Source organism: Serratia sp. TMDUHS_CL (assembly GCF_037137105.1).
Classification (GTDB): Bacteria; Pseudomonadota; Gammaproteobacteria; order Enterobacterales; family Enterobacteriaceae; genus Serratia; species Serratia nevei.
This window is the reverse complement of record NZ_JBBBDV010000004.1, coordinates 49,517-67,429: the sequence shown is the minus strand read 5'-3', so window position 1 is coordinate 67,429 and position 17,913 is coordinate 49,517. Positions and strand designations below refer to the sequence as shown.

Genomic DNA, 17,913 nt, shown 5'->3' with positions numbered 1-17,913 from the left:
ATGGCTTATGACGATCTTCGAAGTTATTTGGCGGCATTGGATAAGGCCGGGCAATTACTCGACATTGCCGAGGAGGTGCAGGCGGAGCCGGATATCGCCGCGGCGGCCAACGCCACCGGAAGAATCGGTGAGGGCGCCCCCGCCATTGCATTCAGGAACATTAAAGGCTTTGAACATGCGCATGTGGTGATGAACACCCTCGGCTCATGGCAGAATCACGCCATCGCGCTGGGCCTGCCGCCGACCACGCCGGTGAAACAGCAAATCGATGAGTATATTCGCCGCTGGGATCATTTCCCTGTCTCTGCAGAGCGCCGCGATAATCCGCCCTGGGCGCAGAATGAGGTCAACGGCGAGGAGATTAATCTGTTTGAAATCCTGCCGTTGTTTCGCCTAAACGACGGCGACGGCGGTTTTTACCTGGATAAGGCCTGCGTCGTTTCCCGTGATCCTGAAGATCCCGCTCATTTCGGCAAGCAAAACGTCGGCATTTACCGTATGGAGGTGAAGGGCAAACGCAAGCTGGGTTTGCAACCGGTGCCGATGCACGACATTGCGCTGCATCTGCATAAAGCCGAAGAGCGCGGAGAGGATCTGCCGATTGCCATTACGCTGGGCAACGATCCCATCATTACGCTGATGGGGGCGACGCCGTTGAAATACGATCAGTCGGAGTATGAGATGGCCGGCGCCCTGCGCGAAAGCCCCTATCCGATAGCGACGGCCCCTTTGACCGGCTTCGATGTGCCGTGGGGGTCTGAAGTGATCATCGAAGGGGTGATTGAAGGCCGCAAGCGCGAGATTGAAGGCCCGTTCGGCGAATTTACGGGCCATTATTCCGGTGGCCGCAACATGACGGTGGTGCGTATCGATAAGGTTTCTTACCGAACACGGCCGATTTTTGAATCCCTGTATCTGGGCATGCCCTGGACAGAAATCGACTATCTGATGGGGCCGGCCACCTGCGTGCCGTTGTATCAGCAGCTGAAAGCCGAGTTTCCGGAAGTGCAGGCGGTCAATGCGATGTATACCCACGGGCTGCTCGTCATCATTTCCACCAAAAAGCGTTACGGCGGCTTCGCGCGCGCGGTGGGGATGCGGGCAATGACCACGCCGCACGGATTGGGCTATGTGAAAATGGTGATCATGGTCGATGAGGATGTCGATCCCTTCAATCTGCCGCAGGTCATGTGGGCGCTGTCCGCCAAGGTCAATCCGGCCGGCGATCTGGTGCAATTGCCGAACATGTCTGTGCTGGAACTGGATCCCGGCTCCAGCCCCGCGGGGATTACCGACAAGTTGATCATCGACGCGACAACGCCGGTGGCTCCGGATGCGCGTGGCCACTACAGTCAGCCGGTCAAGGATTTACCTGAGACCGCCCTGTGGGTGGATAAATTAACCGCCATGTTGGCTAACCGTCCTTAAGGAGCTCCTATGATTTGTCCTCGTTGTGCCGATAAACAGATAGACGTCATGGCGCATTCACCGGTCAAGGGCGTATGGACGGTATACCAGTGCCAGCACTGTCTTTATACCTGGCGGAATACCGAACCCGCCCGCAGAACGGAACGGGAGCATTATCCGCCTGAGTTTCGCATGACTCAGCAGGATATCGATAATGCGCCGGAAGTGCCGGCCATTCCTCCTCTTTTGACGAAATGAACCCAAAGACGTGCAAGAGCCCGTCTTTTGATGGAAATCGCGATGATGAATAACGAAGACGTCGTTTTGCTCGATGCCGCCTGGCAGCCTTGCGGAACGATGCCGAAAAATCAGGTGCACACGCATCATACGCCGCTGCATTTGGCCTTTTCATGCTACCTCTTTACCCCAGAGGGCAACGTGCTGGCCACAAGACGTGCGTTGAGTAAAACCGCCTGGCCGGGGGTTTGGACCAATTCCTTTTGCGGCCATCCCTTGCCGCAAGAGGCGCTGGCACAGGCGGTGATGCGCCGCGCCCAGGTTGAACTGGGCACGGAGGTGGAGCAGATAACGCTGCTGAGCGAAGCTTTCAGCTATCAGGCTACCGATGCGTCCGGCGTGATGGAAAATGAAGTTTGCCCGGTATTTGCCGCGCAAATAAAAGGCGCGCTCCATCGCAATCCGGATGAGGTCGCGGATTATGCCTGGGTCGAGCTCAATCATTTAATGGCGGCGGTAAAATTAACGCCTTTTGGTTTCAGCCCGTGGATGGTTTCGCAATTAAATACCGACGCGATAGCCGCAGGTTTGAAAGAATACCGGGATGCGATAATGGTCAAGCGTTCAGCGGGCGGCGTAGGGGGAGGGCGGCAATAAAATAAATAGCCACCGCGGGGGTGACTATCTATTCGTGCTTACAGGCTGCCGCCGACCGAGGTCGAGGTGGAGCCGATAGTTTCGCGGAAATGTTTTGCGTAGTCCGCCACTTCCTGCTGCGTATGGGTTAGGCCATACAGCCCCAGCCCCACACCGCCTGCGACGCCGCCGATGATGGTACCGACCAGTTGGCCGACGGCGCCGGCAATAAAGCCGCCGGCCCCTGCGGATTTGCCTGCAATCAGCGCGCCGGTCATGGCGCCGTCCAGCAACCCATCCCAGGCCGCGTTCAGATCGCCACCGCTAACGTACTGCTCTTCATATTGACTAAGTACTTTCATATACAATCCTTATAAATAAAAGGGTGACTTAGTGGGGTTAATTAATACCGAGAATAACGCTGTGGCGCTATTCCACTTTAAAAATATAACAGCTGGTAATCTGTTGGCAATAATATATCCAATGAGGAATGTTGTTTGGTTATATATGCGAATATTTATTTTCTGTCGATATTTTTATGACAGGGGTTGAGAATATTCTTGGTTAAAAAAGGCGATATCACTGGAAACCTCATCATGCCCTTATTGCGGACGGGCTGCGGCGATTTCTTCTTGTCGTTGCCGTGGGCCCGCTGTGGCTGTCACTATTTTCACATTTCAGGCCCTGCTACCCGTTAGGTGAGTGCGCCCGCCCTGTGATTATTCCATTAAAAACTATAGCTAATTAATGGGTTATATCTCCGCGCCCGCCTCCCGTCATTGAAAGAATTCTCGCAAAAAATCCACACTGTGAAAATAAGATCACACAAGCGTAACAAAAGGTAAACAAACCCCTCCTATATTGGCTGCTTCGCTTTTGGGAGGGAGTGTCATGCGTAACTGGAACGAACCGAAAAAGAATAAAGCGCACATCGAGCTGATCCCGATGATCGACGTGATGATGTTTTTATTGGTGTTTTTCGTCTTGATCAGCCTGAACGTCATTCCGGCGCTCGGGCTGAAAACGCAGCTGCCGTCTGCCGGCAGCGCGCAGCAGCTGAAACCGCAGAAAAAAGCGATCGTCACGCTGGGGGCCGACGAGCAGCTGCAGCTGGATGGCCAGCCGATTGCGCTCGACGCGTTGGTCAACACGCTGAAGCAACAGCAGCAGGCCAACCAGACCACCACCATCATCGTCAACAGCGACAAGGGCGTGGCGGTCGAGCGGCTGGTGGCGGTCATGGACAACCTGCGCCAGGGCGGTTTCCTCTCCGTCTCCATCGCGACACGGAAGCTGTGACATGTATCTGCTCTATCGCTCACGTCATCTTTTCAGCTGGCTGCCGGCGCTGATTGTCGCCGGTTGCCTGCTGTTCGCCAGCCAGCAGGCGGCGCTGAAGATCCAGCCGCGCTACGACGAAACCGCCATCGAACTGGCGCTGGTGGAGCCTGAACCGGCGCCGGAACCCCAACCGGAAACGCCGCCGGAACCCCAGCCCGAACCGCCGCCGCCCGAGCCGGAGCCGATCCCCGAACCGGTCGTGCCGGCGCCGGAACCGATCGTGGAAGCCAAGCCGGTGCCGAAACCGCAGCCGAAGCCCAAACCCAAACCGGTGAAGGAGAAAGCCAAACCGGTAGAGAAGCCTAAAGCGACGCCGGCGCCTGCCGCCCCGCGCGCGCTGGTGAGCAAACCGGCGGCGCAGCCCGCACCGGCCGCCCCGGCGGCGCCGAAGGTGAACGCACAGGCGATTGAAAACGGCTATCTGCTGGCCTTGCGCCGCGAGCTGGAACAGCGCAAGCGCTACCCGAGCGGGCGCCAGGCCTCGCTCGAGCGTCCGCAGGGCAACGTCGAAGTGTGGCTGGAGGTCGATCGCAGCGGGCGGGTGCTCTCTTCCGGCATCGCCAACAAAGCTGCCAGCATGCTGCTGAACCGCGCGGCGATGAGCAGCCTGCAAAGCATCAGTTCAGTGAAGCCGTTCCCGAGCGAGGCGTTCGCCGGGCAAACAACCAAAAGATTTACCGCAACGTTCAATTATCAGGCGCCTTAGCGCAAGGGTTAATCGTTTGATTTTTATGGGATGCACACAATGAAATCGTTTAATCGTTCTGGGATCTATCTGGCGGTGATGTCGGCGATGCTGCCGGGCGCCGCGCTGGCGGCCGACGCCACCGATGTCGGCACCATCAGCGTCAAGGGGCAGTCGCTCGGCGGCGGCATGATGGTGCAGGATGACAGCGCCAAGGCGCGTTCTACCGTCACCAAAGAGGCGATGGACAAAATGCCGTCGGCGGCCAACGCCATCGACAAGCTGAAATACACGCCGGGCCTGAACGTCAACAGCAACGACGCCAGCGGCCTGAGCGGCGTGGACTACACCATGCGCGGCATGAACTCGGATCAGATCGGCCTGTCGATGGACGGCATTCCGATCAACGACTCCGGCAACTACGCGGTATACCCGAACCTGCTGGGCGATGCGGAAAACCTGGAGGAGGTGTTCGTCACCCAGGGGTCTTCCGAAGCGGACGGCCCGCACATCGGCTCCAGCGGCGGCAACATCGGCCTGGTGACGCGCCGCCCGGCGAAAGACTTCGGCGGTTTCGTCAAGCAGACGCTGGGCAGCAACAGCCTGAGCAAAACCTTCGCCCGCCTGGACACCGGCGAGTACAACGGCTTCAGTAACTGGCTCTCCTATTCGCACACCGAAGCGAAGAAGTGGCGCGGCGAAGGGCGACTGTACTCCGACAAGTTCGAGATGAACTCGCTGTATGAAGACGGCAACGGCAACAGCAGCAATCTGGTGATGAAGTACAACCGCCAGAACAACACCAACTACAACACTCTGAGCAAGGCGCAGTTCCAAAACGACGGCCGTGACACCGACTACGTCACCACGCCGGAGTACAACAACAAAGGGCAGTTGAACAAGTATTACAAGATTGAACGCAACCCGTTCGAAAACTTCACGCTGTCGTTCACCCAGAAGCTGCAGCTGCGCGATAACCTGTCGCTGACCCTGCAGCCGTATTACTACTGGGGCAACGGCGGCAGCTTCAACGGCCAGACGGCCTCGGTGTTGTCCAACACCTCCAGCAAGGCCGGGCAGTACGATCTCAGCAACCTGAAATCCAACACCTACTACCGCCCATCGTGGACCCAAACCTGGCGGCCGGGCATCACCACCAAGCTGAAGTGGGACATCAACGAGCAGCACAGCCTGGACGTCGGCTACTGGTATGAGCGCGCACGTCAGCTGCAGACTCAGCCGTTCATCAGCATCAAGGGCGACGGCAACCCGTCGCAGATTTGGGGCCAGCCGGGCGGATCCGATCAGGTGAAGGACGCCAACGGCAACACCGTTCAGGGGCGCAACCAGTACACCATCACTCCGGCGCAGAAGGTGTGGCTGCAGGACACCTGGTTTGCCACGCCGGACTGGACCTTCGTCGGCGGCCTGGCCTATCAGTACGTGGAGCGCAAAGGGGACAACCGCGGCAGCCTGTACAACGTGCCGGAGAAACGCAAAGCCACCTATCATGAATTCCTGCCGAACTTCAGCGCCAGCTACAAGGTGAACCAGGAAAATCAGGTGTTCTACAACCTGACGCGCAACATGCGCACGCCGCCAAACTACGTGCTGTACAACGTCGGCGACTCGCTCAGCACCAAGCCGGAACTGAGCTGGAACCACGAACTGGGCTGGCGTTTCCAGCAGGAAGACATGCTGCTGAGCGCCACGCTGTTTTACATGCGTTACAGCGATCGCCAAATCTCCACCACCAACTCGGCCGGCGACTACGAGATGATGAACATCGGCAACGTGGAGAACAAAGGGCTGGAGCTGGAGTGGAGCGGCCAACTGCCGCATAACTTCAACTATTACACCTCTTATACCTATACCCAATCGAAGCAGAAGAGCGACATCGTCAGCAACGGCGGGCTGCCGCTGCCGACCTCCGGCAAAGAGGTGCCGAACGTGCCGAAAAACCTGCTGAACATGACGTTGGGTTATGACGACGGGCTGTATTACGGCAGCGTCAGCGGCAAGTACGTCAGCGCGTTCTACGGGGATCTGACCAACGACGAGAAGATCGGCGGCCGCACGGTGTTCGATCTGGCGGCGGGGGTGCATCTGCCGGTGGACAAGAAAATCGTCAAAAGCGCCGCGCTGCGCTTTGGCATCAGCAACCTGTTTGACAAGGAATACCTGACCTCGGTGCGCACCACCACCTTCAACGCGGCACCTTACGGCGGCGTGAAGGCCAGCACGCCGTATTACAACGTCGGCGAAGAACGCACCTTCAGCGTTTCGCTGGAAGCCACCTTTTAACTGAATACCCTGCCGCCTGCCGGGCGGCGGGGAAGAGGAGCCCTGTATGGACGCCAATCTGTTGCACGACATTATTTTCTACGTGATGTACGCCGCGCTGGCAATCGCGCTGGTGATCATCATCGAACGCACGCTGTACTTCGCCTATACCCAGCGCCAGGCGCGCCGGCTGGAGCAGGCGCTGACGCCGGACGTACGCCGCGCCGCCGATCTGCCGGACGAGCTGACCCAGCGTAACAGTCTGCCGATGGCGGTGATCGCGCCGGTATTGGCGCAGAAGCACCGCGCCGGCGACCGCGAGGCGATCGGCGATCTGATCGACGCCCAGTACCTGCTGAGCAAGCCGCCGATGGCGCGCGGCCTGTGGCTGCTGGAAACCGTGGTCACCGCCGCGCCGCTGCTGGGGCTGCTCGGCACCGTGATGGGGATCATCGAAACCTTCAAGGCGCTGGCCGCCTCGGGGGTGTCCGAGCCGAGCCTGGTGTCGGCCGGGATGGGCACCGCGCTGTACGCCACCGGCCTCGGCATCGCCATCGCGCTGTTGTGCCTGGTGGCCAATAACTTCCTGCAGAGCCGCATGGAGCGCATCAACGAACTGCTGAAGGTGCTGTTGATCCGCGCCGGCCAACCGGCCAGCCGCCCGGAGAGCGGCAGCGGCGAACAATGGGTTGACAGCGGAGCGCCGCGCTATGCCTAATGGCCATCCAGTACGGCGGCCGCTCGGCCGCCTTTATACGGCATTGTGGGGCGGTTGTTTGTTGATGTTGAGCCAGAGCGCTGCGGCGCGTTTTGCGATTCCCGGCTACGAGCTGGTGTACACCGCGCCGGTGGAAACCGCGCTGCAGGCCGACGACCTGCGCAACACCGCCGAGGTGTGGCGCGAGATGTTCGACGCGGCGAAAACCCGCATCGATCTGGGGCAGTTTTATGTGGCGAATCAGGACGGTTCGCTGCTGGATGGCGTGCTGCAGCACCTGAAGGCGGCCGGCGAACGCGGGGTGAAAATCCGCTTTTTGGTGGAAGATAAGGGCATTCGCATTTCTACCGCCGAGACGCTGGAACAGCTGAAGGCGATCCCCAATCTGGAGCTGCGCATCATTCCTTACCAGAAGCTGAGCGGCGGCATTCTGCACGCCAAGTATCTGCTGGTGGACGGCGAACAGGCATTCGTCGGCAGCCAGAACTTCGACTGGCGCGCGCTGGAGCATATTCACGAAACCGGGCTGCGCATCAGCGACGCCAAGGTGGTGGGGCAGATCCAGGCGATCTTCGAGCAGGATTGGCAGGCGCAGGCGCTGCTGGCGCAGGATAAGCCGGTGCCGCCGCTGCCCGATTCGCCGACGACGGCGCCGACGCAGGGCAACTATCTGGTGGCCAGCCCGCGCGCCTACAACCCGGCGGGGGTGATTGACTCGCAGGCCGAGCTGCCGCGCTTGCTGGCCGGCGCCAAGCGGCGGGTGCGGGTGCAGGTGATGGATTACGCGCCGCTGTCGTTCGGCCCCGAACGCAGCCGCCCCTTCTACGCGGAGATCGACAACGCGCTGCGCAGCGCGGCGGCGCGCGGGGTGCAGATCGAGCTGATGGTGGCCAACTGGAACACCAAAAAGCCGGATATCGCCTGGCTGAAGAGCCTGGCGCTGGTGCCGAACGTGCAGATCAAAGTGGTGACCATACCACCGGCTAGCAGCGGCTTCATTCCGTTTGCCCGCGTGATCCACAGCAAGCTGATGACCATCGACGATGAGATTGCCTGGGTGGGCACCAGCAACTGGACCGGCGGCTATCTGGACAACTCGCGCAATCTGGAGCTGGTGATGCACAGTGCGGCGATGAGCGGGCGGTTGGACAAGCTGTACCAACAGCTGTGGAACAGCGTCTACGCCGAACCGCTGCGGCTGGATTACGACTACCCGACGCCCAAGCCGGGCGGCGAATCCTGATAAGCAGGGCGCGGTTAACCCCGCGCCCTGTGTTTTTTTACCGACGCCAGCCGGCCTGCTCCAGCGCCGTCACCAGCTGCTCGGCGCTCAACCCTTCCGCCCGGTGGCCGTTGCCGCTGACGGTATTGGCCGCCAGCAACGCATTCACGATCGCTTCCTCCACCGCTTCCGCCGCTGCGGCGAACAGCGCCGAAATGTAGTCGTTGTTCACCATGCGCAGCGGCGTGGTGAAGGCGCCTTTGTTGGCGTAGTCGGCGGGCGGCAGGCCGTCGTTGCCGGTGGCGAAGGCGATGAAAATGTCGCCGCTCGAGTCCTCGGTGCCGCCGCCGGTGCGGGCGATGCCGATGCTGGCGCGCTGCGCCAGCCGCGCACACTGGTGCGGCAGCAGCGGCGCGTCGGTCGCCAGCGCCACCACGATGGAGCCCATGCCGGGATGCGGCAACTGCGGCGTGAACGGCGAGGGGAGATGCCCCAGATGCCGGCCTACCGGGTAACCGCCGACCAGCAATGATTCGCGCTTGCCGTGGTTGGCCTGCACGATGGCGCCCACCGTCCAGCCGCCCTGATCGGCGGGCAAGCGGCGCGACGCGGTGCCGCTGCCGCCTTTGAATTCATGGCAGATCATGCCGCTGCCGCCGCCGACCGCGCCTTCCTGCGGCAAGCCGCCCCGGGCCGCCTGCTGCGCCTGGCGCACGTGCTCGGCCTTGACGTGAAAGCCGTTGATGTCGTTGAGCAGGCCGTCGAAGGTTTCCATCACCACCGGCATATTCCAGTACACCGCATTGTCGCTCGCGGGCAGCGCTTCACGCTCCAGCGCGATCAGCGCATCGCGCACCACGCCCACGCTGTGGGTGTTGGTGAAGGCGATCGGGCTGGTCAGCAGGCCCGCTTCGCGCACCCATTCCAGGCCAGTGGCGTCGCCGTTGCCGTTCAGCACGTGCACGCCGGCAAAGCAGGGGGCGTGGCGGGCGGAGCCGGGGCGCGGTTCGATCACCGTCACGCCGGTGCGCACGCTGCGCCCGTCCGCCAAATCGGCATGAATGCTGGCATGGCCAACGCGCACGCCGGGCACGTCGGTGATGGCGTTCAGCGGGCCGGGCGTGCCCTGTCCGATGATAATGCCCAGATCCTGAGCGCGCTGCGTCATGGTTATTCTCCTTCTATTGAGGGGGCGGCGAGGGGCGCCGTCTGGCGGCCGCGCAGATGGTTCAGCGCCAGCCCGAAGCCGATAATGCCGGCAATGATAATAAAGTCTTTCAGGCTGCTGGCGATCAAAATCGTCCACAGCACGTACAGGCAGCACAGCAGCGCCACCACCACCGGCAGCGGCCACAGCGGCATCAGGTACGGGTGGTGGAAGTGGCGGCGACGGCGGCTGATCAGCGCCGCCACCGCCATGATGATGTACACCAGCAGCAGCAGGATCACGGTGAACGAGGTCAGCGATTCGAGATCGGAGCAAAACGCCAGCAGCGCCGACGGCACGCCGAACAGCAGGGTGGCGATCCAGGGGGTGCCGAAGCGCGGGTGGACGATTTTCAGCGCCCGGTTAAACGTCGGCAGCCAGAAGCCGTCGCGCCCGCTGGCGAACATCATGCGGCTGAACTGCGCCACGATGGCGATGATGGCGTTGAACACCGACAGATAAATCGCGCCGCTTACCACCCGCGCCAGCGTCGGGCCGCCGAGCTGGGTGACCACATAGCCGACCGGATCGGCCTGTTTGGCCATCTCGGTCAGCGACGGCGAACCGATCAGCAGGGCGGTGAACGGCACCAGCTCCACCAGCACCACGATGACCAGCGTCAGCATGATCGCGATCGCCATCGGTCTGCCCTGTTCGCGCATGTCTTCCGCCATGTACACCGCCGCACCGTAGCCGTTGTAGGAGAACAGCGCGACCCCGACCATGGCGACGATCAGCGGCAGCGACACCGGCGCCAGGCTGCCCTGCGCGTCCAGCATCACCGGCGCGGTGAGGATCTCCGTGCTCTGATGCGGGTGGCTGAAGCCGAGCCAGGCGATCAGCGCCAGCACCGCCACTTCCACCACCAGAAAGGCGCCGGTCAGCAGGGCGTTGGCCTTGATGTTGAAAATGGCGCAGATGCCGCCGACCAGCACGGTGAGCATGCCGGCGGTCGAGGCGTCGAACTGGGTGCCCAGCGCGGTGTTCAGGTAGGGCACCGCGCCGGTGGCCAGCACCGCCGGCACGAACAGTGAGGCGCTGAGGATAAACAGGTAGGTCTGCAACCCGCACAGGGTACCGAACAGGCGCTTGATGATGCTGTACTCACCGCCGGCGCTGGGGTGTGCGGCGCCGAGCTCGGCATAGCACAGCGCGATGGCGGCGGCGACGCAGGCGGCGATCAGAAACGACAGAAAGGCGCCGCTGCCGGCGCTGGCGATCGCCAGCGGGGCGATGACGAAAATCGAACTGGCCGGCGTCACGCCGGACGCGGTGATCATCACCACGTCGAGGACGCTGAGATTGCCTTTGAAGGTGTGTTCAGGGGCGGACTCTTTCATGGGATAACGACTCCATTAACGTGTGAGTGAATTATTGTTTTGCTGCACAGGCTGTACGCAGGAATCAAATGGAGCGCGCGGAAATGCCGGGGAGCGTTGCTCCCCGGAAGTTTATTGTTCTTATGTGTTACCCCTGTCCCGACGGGAAGCTGAAGCTGGCGCGCCGGGCATCGCCGGAGGCCGGCCAGCGCTGGGTCACGGTCTTGCGTTTGGTGTAGAACCTGACGGCGTCCGGGCCGTAGGCGTGCAGATCGCCGAACAGCGAGCGCTTCCAGCCGCCGAACGAGTGGTAGGCCACCGGCACCGGCAGCGCCACGTTGATCCCCACCATGCCGACCTGAATGCGACTGGAGAAGTAGCGCGCCGCTTCGCCGTCGCGGGTGAACAGACAGGTGCCGTTGCCGTATTCGTGGGCGTCGATCAAGGCCATCGCCTCCGGTAGCGACGCCGCGCGCACCACGCCGAGCACCGGGCCGAAGATCTCCTCCTGATAGATGCGCATGCCGGGCGTCACGCGATCGAACAGCGTCGGGCCGAGGAAATACCCCTGGCTGGGGCGGCCGTCTGCGCCGATCACGCTCAATTCGCGGCCGTCCACCAGCAGCTCGGCGCCTTCGGCCACGCCCTGATCGATATAGCCTTTTACCTTCTGATAATGCTGTTGGGTCACCAGCGGCCCCATGTCGTTGTGGTTGTCGCTGCCGGGGCCGACGCGCATGGCGGCCATCTGTTGCCGCAGCCCGGCGATCAGCGCTTCGGCGGTGCCGTCGCCCACCGCCACCACCAGCGGGATGGCCATGCAACGCTGGCCGCAGGAGCCGAAGGCGGCGCCCATCAGCGCGCCGACCGCGCCGGGGATATCGGCGTCAGGCAGCACCACCGCGTGGTTCTTGGCGCCGCCCAACGCCTGCACCCGTTTGTTCTGCCCACAGCCGGTGTGATAGATGTGTTCTGCCACCGGCGTCGAACCGACGAAGCTGATCGCTTTGACGCGCCCGTCATGCAGCAGCGTCTCCACCGCTTCGCGATCGCCGTTGACCACGTTGAGCACCCCCGGCGGCAGCCCGGCTTCCGCCGCCAGCCGTGCGATATACAGCGCGGCGGAAGGCACGCGCTCGGAAGGCTTCAGCACGAAAGTGTTGCCGCACGCCACCGCCATCGGCCACATCCACAGCGGCACCATCGCCGGGAAGTTGAACGGCGTGATGCCCGCCACCACCCCCAACGATTGAAACTCGCTCCAGCTGTCGATGCCCGGGCCGGCCTCTTTGCTGTGTTCGCCCTTCAGCAGTTCCGGCACATAGCCGGCGTATTCGATATTCTCGATGCCGCGCTGCAGTTCGCCCAGGGCGTCGCTGAGCACCTTGCCGTGCTCGGCGGTGATCAGTTGGCAGATGGCGTCGGCGTGCTGCTCCAGCAGGTCCTTGAGCTTCATCATGATGCGCGCGCGCTTCAGCGGCGGGGTGTCGCGCCAGGCGGGATAGGCCTGTTCGGCGGCGGCGATGGCGCGCTCCACCGTGGCACGGTCGGCCAGCTGCACCTCCTGCGCCGATTGGCCGGTGGCCGGGTCGTAAACCGGCTGGCTGCGTTCGCCGCCGGCGGCGGGCTCGCCGTTGATCCAATGGGTAATGGTCATGGTTCTCTCCTTATTCGGTGGCGTTGAGGGCGTCGCCCACGGCGTTGATCAGCGCATCGATCTGCGCTTCGCTGCTGATGAACGGCGGCGCCAGCTGCAGGGTGTCGCCGCCGTAGCGCACGTAAAATCCGCTTTCCCAGCAGCGCATCGCCGCCTCGAAGGGGCGCCGCGCCGGTTCGCCCGGCCGTGCCGCCAGCGTAATGCCGGCCGCCAGGCCGATGTTGCGAATGTCGGCGACGTGTTTGGCTCCCTGCAGGCTGTGCACCGCGCGCTCGAAGTAGGGCGCCAGCGCCTGTACGCGCTCCACCATCTGTTCGCGCTGCAGAATGTCCAGCGTCGCCAGCGCGACCGCGCAGCTGACCGGGTGGGCGGAGTAGGTGTAGCCGTGCGGGAATTCGAGCTGGTAGTCCGGCTCGCCACCGTTCATGAAGGTGTGGTAGATCTCCGGCCGCACCACCACCGCGCCCATCGGCTGCGCGCCGTTGGTCACCTGTTTGGCGATGTTCATGATGTCCGGCGTGACGCCGAACGCCTCGGCGCCGGTCATCGCGCCGCAGCGGCCGAAGGCGGTGATCACTTCGTCGAAGATCAGCAGGATGTCATGCTGGGTACAGATTTCGCGCAGGCGCTGCAGGTAGCCGACCGGCGGCACGATCACCCCGGCGGAGCCGGAGAAGGGTTCGACGATCACCGCGGCGATCGTTGAGGCGTCGCGCAGCGCGATGATGCGGTTGAGCTCTTCCGCCAGCTCTGCCCCCTGTTGCGGCATGCCGCGCGAAAAGGCGTTGCCGGCCAGCAGGGTGTGCGGCAGGTGGTCCGCTTCGGCGCCGGCGCCGAACGTCTTGCGGTTGCCGGCGATGCCGCCGACCGAGATACCGCCGAAGTTAACGCCGTGATAGCCCTTTTCCCGGCCGATAAAGCAGGTTTTGCCCGCCTGGCCTTTGGCGCGCCAGTAAGCGCGCGCCATTTTCAGCGAGGTGTCCGCCGCTTCCGATCCGGAGCCGGTGAAGAACACGTAATCCAGCCCCGCCGGCGTCAGTGCCTTGATCTTGTTGGCCAGTTCGAACGACAGCGGGTGGCCGAACTGAAACGCCGGCGAGTAATCCAGCGTCGCCAGCTGGCGCTGGGCGGCGTCGGTGATTTCCTGCCGGCCGTGCCCCAATCCGCAACACCATAACCCGGACAGGCCGTCGAAAATCTTTCTGCCGTCATGGCTGGTGTAATACGCCCCCGCGGCTTGAGTAATGATGCGCGGCTGCGCTTTAAAATTACGGTTACCGGTAAAAGGCATCCAATGGGCCTCTAACCCTTCGGCATCGAGACTATTTAGCGGGTGATTTTCAGCGGCCATGTTTTCCTCCGAACAGGAAAATAAGAGCGATTAATGAAATAAACCGAGTTGTTAACGAATTGTTGTGCGAAATTGACTATGTACCGCTTGTTCTCTACTGTGAATAATCATATGTCGAAACTTACTTAAGGTTTTATGCAAGTAAAAAAGCGCGCGCTGTTAGGGCAATTGTCGGATATGGATCTGCGTTTGCTGCGGGTATTCAAGGCCGTGGTCGACTGCGGCGGCATGAGCGCCGCCGAACTGGAGCTGAATATCAGCCTGTCGACCATCAGCAAGCACATCAAGGATCTGGAGCAGCGGCTGGGCCTGACGCTGTGCCAGCGCGGGCGCGAGGGCTTTGCGGTCACCGACGAGGGGCTGCTTATCTACCAGGAAACGGTCAACCTGCTGGCGGCCACCGAGGCGTTCCGGCGCGGGGTAGACGAGGTGCACCAGCGCATGGGCGGGCAGCTGCACGTGGCGATATTCGATCATACGGTCAGCAATCCGCAGGCGCAGATCGGCCGGGCCATCGCATTATTCAGCGAGCGTGCGCCGGAGGTTTCTTTGCAAATGTACGTGGAGCCGATTAATACCATTGAACGCGGCGTCATTGACGGACAATTTCAGGTTGGCGTTATTCCCATGCACCGCAGCGCGGAAAGTTTATCTTATCATTCGTTATTCAGTGAGAGGATGTTCTTATATTGCGGCGCGCAGCATGAATTATTTTCCGCCCCCCATGAAACATTAAATTGGGATCTGCTGCACAATTATGCCTTCGCCGGATTAGGCTACCATTCGCCGAATATGGAACTGAGCCTGCAGCAACATTTGCATCGCAAGGCGACGGGGTTCGCGCAGGAGTCGATCGCCACGCTGATCCTGTCCGGCAAATACGTCGGCTTTTTGCCGGATCACTACGCGGCGTTTTTCGTGGCGCAGAATATGATGCGGGCGATCAAACCGGCGCTGTTCCGCTATCACTGCGAATACTCCAGCGTGCTGCGCCGCTCGCCGGTGCCGCAGCGGGTGGTGAAGCTGTTCCATGAGTGCCTGCTGGCGGCCCACGGAATGGAATGAGGATTATTCTCTGAACGCGATGCCGCGCCAAAAATCCTCGACCAGTTGTTCAATGCGATCTGGGGTTTCCCGGGTATTTGAGGAGACAATCGCATCGACAATTTTATGGCTTTGCAGCGACAATAATTGAGCGGCAGTAATGCCGTGTGAACTTTGTTGCAGAAGTGCGGCAATATCGAGACCAAGCAGAAATGCACCCATTCTCTCCAGATCCGCGTCCAGGTCATCCTCTTCAAGCGGGGCGTCCCAAATGCGTTCTTCTTCAATGTTGCCATATTCGCTAATGATGGTGAAAAGGTCGATGGCGTCCTTCCCGTTCCCATGTCCGCGGGCTTGCCAGGCGAAAATTTTTAGCATGGCTAATCCCGGTAAAGAGCAAAACGGCAGTTCAGCACCGTTAAACAAGCGCACGACGACCGTATGCTCAAAGGCTTCCCGGAAGCCGTCGACATTCATGACTATCGCTCGGTCGGGAGGCCAGGCGATTTTATTCTCTTCCGCTACGCCGCCGAACGGAATGATATCCAAGTGGTTTTCCGCCCAGATCAAATGGTGCGGGTTGCCTTTTGTGGTTGTTGCGCCTTCGGCGATGAAAGCCGCCTGCAGTTCCGTAAACGACGACCAATCATCGACAAAGATGGCGATATCAATGTCGCTGGTTCTGCGCCCGGGCCTTCGGCCATGGATATGGTGTATTAGCACTTCGCGTGCCGTTGCGCCCGCAACGAAGAAAGCCACATTTTGCTGCGCGCAAACGGTGACAATTTGCGTGAGCAGCTTTTCAGTCTCTGAAGAGAGCGCTATCTGTAAGACCAAGGTATTTGTCATTTATCATCCTGGCGACTTCGAGATTACGGCTATCTCGGCTGGCGAGTAATTCAGCGATGCTGAGCATGGCCTGAGAACGTAGGGTGAGTTTCAGCGTCTCACCCCAGAATGCACCGGTCATTTGCAGCCCGCCATGTTGCTGAGGAAGCATACCCAGCTCTTTTCTACGTTGCTGCAATGGGGTGTGGGTAAACAGCATCAAGGTCTCGGGGTAAAGATAACCTTCGGTTAGCAGCGCCGCGGCCGCTTCTCCTCCCCAAATCTCGTTTGGCTTCAACGTCAGGTCTTGCCAGTTTGTTGGCGCGACCAGATTGAGCCTTTTTAACTTTGGTCGGATCATGACTGCATATTCACGCAGCCAAAGTGCTGTCAGCGATTCAGGTGACAATAATCTGCGTCCGCTTTTCGATTTGCGGTAATAGCGCTGACTTTCCAGATACTCGAACGCCTTACTGACCATCCCCAGTGAGATGCCCGCAGCGGCGGAGAGCTCGCGATAGGTTGCATTGATCGCCTGTTCGTCGTTTAACAACACCAGCAGTAGTTTTAGTGTTCCTTCACTGATCCTGGCTGCACTATTATCACTATTAGTGAGGGATTTAACCGGCTTTTTGCCGGAAATACGCAGAAACAGCCCTTTAGTAACGATGCTGGCATTACCGGCGGCATCAATGAAATTGAGACGCAGTTCTTCACAAATCTCGGCTTGAGCGGCGGTCAGGTGAGGGCAGATAAGCAGACGTTGGTCTGTTGCATCGTCGTGCCATGCTTTTTTCAGCAAAAAGAGATTTTCTTTCCGGTGGATCGATTTTATCTCTATCTTGAAGTCAAAGGTTTGATCGCGTCCGACAGTCAGGATTGCCAGACCGTCGTAGTCCTCATTGTTCGAAGAGCGTTTCACCGTCAGGTGCAGGTTGGTCGGCAAATTTTCGCTTACTGCGGTCAAAAGCGCATCTTCGGTTTCTGGTTTAGACATTTGTTCATACTCTCCTTTTGTTCATGAGTCGTGAACAAATTAATACTATGAACAAAAGTGGTGTGCTGCAAGTGATTACTCGACAGGTGAGGAAGGATGATTACCGAATTGGCCAAGAATGAACAGGGACGAGATTTTGCCGTTGGCGATCTGCACGGCTGCCTGGATGAGTTACGTGTGCTGCTTGAGCATGTCGGGTTCGACACACGCCGTGATCGTCTGGTCGCCGTGGGTGACTTAATCGATCGTGGCACGAACAGTTTGGGGTGTCTGACATTACTTGAGCAGCCCTGGTTTTTTTCTGTGTTGGGCAATCATGAGAAAGTGCTGCTTGATTATAGGCAAGCGACCGAGAGCCAGCGGCAAAGTGAGATCGCTCAGAGATGGAAGATGATGGGCGGGGATTGGTTTTTTGAACTGGACGATGCGATGCGGTACCGCTGCCAGCAGCTAGCCATGATGCTCCCTTGGGTGATTAAACTCACCGTCGCTCAAGTCGATTATTGCGTGATTCATGCTGAGGTGCCTCCTGAAATAGATTGCCTCGAAACGTTCCTTACAGGGTTGCAATCTGGAGACCCGGTGAGTACGCATAGCTGTCTTTTTGGGCGCCGGCGTAACCGTGCCAAGTACGATGGGCCAATAATGAATGTCGGTTATGTACTGTGCGGGCATACGCCAGGTGAAGGTGCGCGCCAATTGGGCAATATGTGCAACCTGGATTATGGCGCGTTTGATATCGCCAACCGTGGGGCGCTTTGCCTGCTCGAACTGGGAACACACCGCCGCTATTTGTTGAGAAAAGACGGTATTGTCGAGCAGGCATTTGATGCTGCTTAAAGTCGCTTACTGCTCTTTCTTCTTGCCGAAGATTTTGATCAGCGCGCCGACCAGGATGCCGACCGCGATGCCGGCGAAGATCCAGCCGATGATGCCCATTTCCTTAACTCCTGCTAGTGCGTTGATCTGATTATACCCGTC

Annotated in this window: 17 protein-coding genes; 10 read left to right on the top strand and 7 right to left on the bottom strand. The window is 60.1% G+C overall.

Annotation, left to right across the window (positions count from 1 at the left end; all coding sequences use genetic code 11):
* From WCL58_RS10200 to idi, 3 genes are read left to right on the top strand one after another with little or no spacing between them, the layout of a single operon-like run.
* The gene (locus tag WCL58_RS10200) at positions 1 to 1,428 is read left to right on the top strand and encodes a non-oxidative hydroxyarylic acid decarboxylases subunit C (RefSeq protein WP_084826895.1); all 1,428 of its coding nucleotides are present in this window, start codon (positions 1 to 3) and stop codon (positions 1,426 to 1,428) included.
* Between the two features lie 9 nt (positions 1,429 to 1,437).
* A complete protein-coding gene (locus tag WCL58_RS10195; protein ID WP_072265380.1) occupies positions 1,438 to 1,665 on the top strand; it encodes a non-oxidative hydroxyarylic acid decarboxylases subunit D in 228 nt (75 codons plus the stop codon).
* A gap of 42 nt (positions 1,666 to 1,707) precedes the next feature.
* Positions 1,708 to 2,301: an isopentenyl-diphosphate Delta-isomerase gene (gene idi / locus WCL58_RS10190; protein WP_084827889.1), complete on the top strand. Its 594-nt coding sequence runs from the start codon at positions 1,708 to 1,710 to the stop codon at positions 2,299 to 2,301.
* A 38-nt stretch (positions 2,302 to 2,339) separates the two neighbouring features.
* On the opposite strand, the gene WCL58_RS10185 is transcribed toward idi, so the two are convergent.
* Positions 2,340 to 2,642, bottom strand: a complete 303-nt coding sequence (locus WCL58_RS10185; protein ID WP_004933246.1) for a DUF5862 family protein — start codon at positions 2,640 to 2,642, stop codon at positions 2,340 to 2,342.
* Positions 2,643 to 3,171: 529 nt separating this feature from the next.
* Between WCL58_RS10185 and WCL58_RS10180 the strand changes: the two genes are divergently transcribed.
* From WCL58_RS10180 to WCL58_RS10160, 5 genes are read left to right on the top strand one after another with little or no spacing between them, the layout of a single operon-like run.
* Positions 3,172 to 3,579, top strand: a complete 408-nt coding sequence (locus tag WCL58_RS10180) for an ExbD/TolR family protein (RefSeq protein WP_038878355.1) — start codon at positions 3,172 to 3,174, stop codon at positions 3,577 to 3,579.
* A 1-nt stretch (position 3,580) separates the two neighbouring features.
* The gene (locus WCL58_RS10175; RefSeq protein WP_070915062.1) at positions 3,581 to 4,327 is read left to right on the top strand and encodes an energy transducer TonB family protein; all 747 of its coding nucleotides are present in this window, start codon (positions 3,581 to 3,583) and stop codon (positions 4,325 to 4,327) included.
* A gap of 39 nt (positions 4,328 to 4,366) precedes the next feature.
* On the top strand, positions 4,367 to 6,610 hold the full coding sequence (locus tag WCL58_RS10170; protein WP_308344925.1) for a TonB-dependent receptor family protein: 2,244 nt from the start codon (positions 4,367 to 4,369) through the stop codon (positions 6,608 to 6,610).
* A 46-nt stretch (positions 6,611 to 6,656) separates the two neighbouring features.
* Positions 6,657 to 7,307 carry a MotA/TolQ/ExbB proton channel family protein gene (locus WCL58_RS10165; RefSeq protein WP_019454931.1) on the top strand — a complete coding sequence of 217 codons (651 nt, stop codon included), beginning with the start codon at positions 6,657 to 6,659 and terminating at the stop codon, positions 7,305 to 7,307.
* Entirely contained in the window at positions 7,300 to 8,550 is a 1,251-nt protein-coding gene (locus WCL58_RS10160; RefSeq protein ID WP_197802278.1) for a phospholipase D-like domain-containing protein, read from the top strand. Before WCL58_RS10165 ends, WCL58_RS10160 begins: the two co-directional genes overlap by 8 nt.
* Before the next feature lie 37 nt (positions 8,551 to 8,587).
* Here WCL58_RS10160 and WCL58_RS10155 read toward each other — a convergent pair whose 3' ends face one another.
* The 4 genes from WCL58_RS10155 to WCL58_RS10140 form a co-directional block, all read right to left on the bottom strand.
* Positions 8,588 to 9,697 carry a DmpA family aminopeptidase gene (locus WCL58_RS10155; protein WP_102985498.1) on the bottom strand — a complete coding sequence of 370 codons (1,110 nt, stop codon included), beginning with the start codon at positions 9,695 to 9,697 and terminating at the stop codon, positions 8,588 to 8,590.
* Between the two features lie 2 nt (positions 9,698 to 9,699).
* On the bottom strand, positions 9,700 to 11,076 hold the full coding sequence (locus WCL58_RS10150) for an APC family permease (RefSeq protein WP_159318913.1): 1,377 nt from the start codon (positions 11,074 to 11,076) through the stop codon (positions 9,700 to 9,702).
* A gap of 127 nt (positions 11,077 to 11,203) precedes the next feature.
* Complete coding sequence (locus WCL58_RS10145) at positions 11,204 to 12,712, bottom strand: CoA-acylating methylmalonate-semialdehyde dehydrogenase (protein WP_336851066.1); 1,509 nt, start codon at positions 12,710 to 12,712, stop codon at positions 11,204 to 11,206.
* A gap of 10 nt (positions 12,713 to 12,722) precedes the next feature.
* A complete protein-coding gene (locus WCL58_RS10140; RefSeq protein ID WP_047729079.1) occupies positions 12,723 to 14,063 on the bottom strand; it encodes an aspartate aminotransferase family protein in 1,341 nt (446 codons plus the stop codon).
* Positions 14,064 to 14,198: 135 nt separating this feature from the next.
* Here WCL58_RS10140 and WCL58_RS10135 point away from each other — a divergent pair, with 135 nt between their 5' ends.
* Positions 14,199 to 15,128, top strand: coding sequence for a LysR family transcriptional regulator (locus tag WCL58_RS10135; RefSeq protein ID WP_060440825.1), 930 nt, complete (start codon positions 14,199 to 14,201; stop codon positions 15,126 to 15,128).
* Positions 15,129 to 15,131: 3 nt separating this feature from the next.
* Here WCL58_RS10135 and WCL58_RS10130 read toward each other — a convergent pair whose 3' ends face one another.
* Positions 15,132 to 15,956, bottom strand: a complete 825-nt coding sequence (locus WCL58_RS10130) for a nucleotidyl transferase AbiEii/AbiGii toxin family protein (protein ID WP_060440824.1) — start codon at positions 15,954 to 15,956, stop codon at positions 15,132 to 15,134.
* Positions 15,910 to 16,932 carry a type IV toxin-antitoxin system AbiEi family antitoxin gene (locus WCL58_RS10125; RefSeq protein WP_060440823.1) on the bottom strand — a complete coding sequence of 341 codons (1,023 nt, stop codon included), beginning with the start codon at positions 16,930 to 16,932 and terminating at the stop codon, positions 15,910 to 15,912. The genes WCL58_RS10130 and WCL58_RS10125 overlap by 47 nt, the downstream gene beginning before the upstream one ends.
* A 96-nt stretch (positions 16,933 to 17,028) precedes the next feature.
* Between WCL58_RS10125 and WCL58_RS10120 the strand changes: the two genes are divergently transcribed.
* Complete coding sequence (locus WCL58_RS10120) at positions 17,029 to 17,772, top strand: metallophosphoesterase (protein WP_087762965.1); 744 nt, start codon at positions 17,029 to 17,031, stop codon at positions 17,770 to 17,772.
* The last annotated feature ends 141 nt before the right edge of the window (positions 17,773 to 17,913 follow it).

Excerpts from the sequence above, each read along its gene's own strand:
- WCL58_RS10155 (WP_102985498.1), bottom strand. The coding sequence starts at position 9,697 with ATGACGCAGCGCGCTCAGGATCTGGGCATTATCATCGGACAGGGCACG.
- WCL58_RS10165 (WP_019454931.1), top strand. The coding sequence starts at position 6,657 with ATGGACGCCAATCTGTTGCACGACATTATTTTCTACGTGATGTACGCC.
- WCL58_RS10120 (WP_087762965.1), top strand. The coding sequence starts at position 17,029 with ATGATTACCGAATTGGCCAAGAATGAACAGGGACGAGATTTTGCCGTT.
- idi (WP_084827889.1), top strand. The coding sequence starts at position 1,708 with ATGATGAATAACGAAGACGTCGTTTTGCTCGATGCCGCCTGGCAGCCT.
- WCL58_RS10160 (WP_197802278.1), top strand. The coding sequence starts at position 7,300 with ATGCCTAATGGCCATCCAGTACGGCGGCCGCTCGGCCGCCTTTATACG.
- WCL58_RS10195 (WP_072265380.1), top strand. The coding sequence starts at position 1,438 with ATGATTTGTCCTCGTTGTGCCGATAAACAGATAGACGTCATGGCGCAT.
- WCL58_RS10175 (WP_070915062.1), top strand. The coding sequence starts at position 3,581 with ATGTATCTGCTCTATCGCTCACGTCATCTTTTCAGCTGGCTGCCGGCG.
- WCL58_RS10150 (WP_159318913.1), bottom strand. The coding sequence starts at position 11,076 with ATGAAAGAGTCCGCCCCTGAACACACCTTCAAAGGCAATCTCAGCGTC.
- WCL58_RS10180 (WP_038878355.1), top strand. The coding sequence starts at position 3,172 with ATGCGTAACTGGAACGAACCGAAAAAGAATAAAGCGCACATCGAGCTG.
- WCL58_RS10135 (WP_060440825.1), top strand. The coding sequence starts at position 14,199 with ATGCAAGTAAAAAAGCGCGCGCTGTTAGGGCAATTGTCGGATATGGAT.
- WCL58_RS10185 (WP_004933246.1), bottom strand. The coding sequence starts at position 2,642 with ATGAAAGTACTTAGTCAATATGAAGAGCAGTACGTTAGCGGTGGCGAT.
- WCL58_RS10130 (WP_060440824.1), bottom strand. The coding sequence starts at position 15,956 with ATGACAAATACCTTGGTCTTACAGATAGCGCTCTCTTCAGAGACTGAA.
- WCL58_RS10125 (WP_060440823.1), bottom strand. The coding sequence starts at position 16,932 with ATGTCTAAACCAGAAACCGAAGATGCGCTTTTGACCGCAGTAAGCGAA.
- WCL58_RS10145 (WP_336851066.1), bottom strand. The coding sequence starts at position 12,712 with ATGACCATTACCCATTGGATCAACGGCGAGCCCGCCGCCGGCGGCGAA.
- WCL58_RS10140 (WP_047729079.1), bottom strand. The coding sequence starts at position 14,063 with ATGGCCGCTGAAAATCACCCGCTAAATAGTCTCGATGCCGAAGGGTTA.
- WCL58_RS10170 (WP_308344925.1), top strand. The coding sequence starts at position 4,367 with ATGAAATCGTTTAATCGTTCTGGGATCTATCTGGCGGTGATGTCGGCG.
- WCL58_RS10200 (WP_084826895.1), top strand. The coding sequence starts at position 1 with ATGGCTTATGACGATCTTCGAAGTTATTTGGCGGCATTGGATAAGGCC.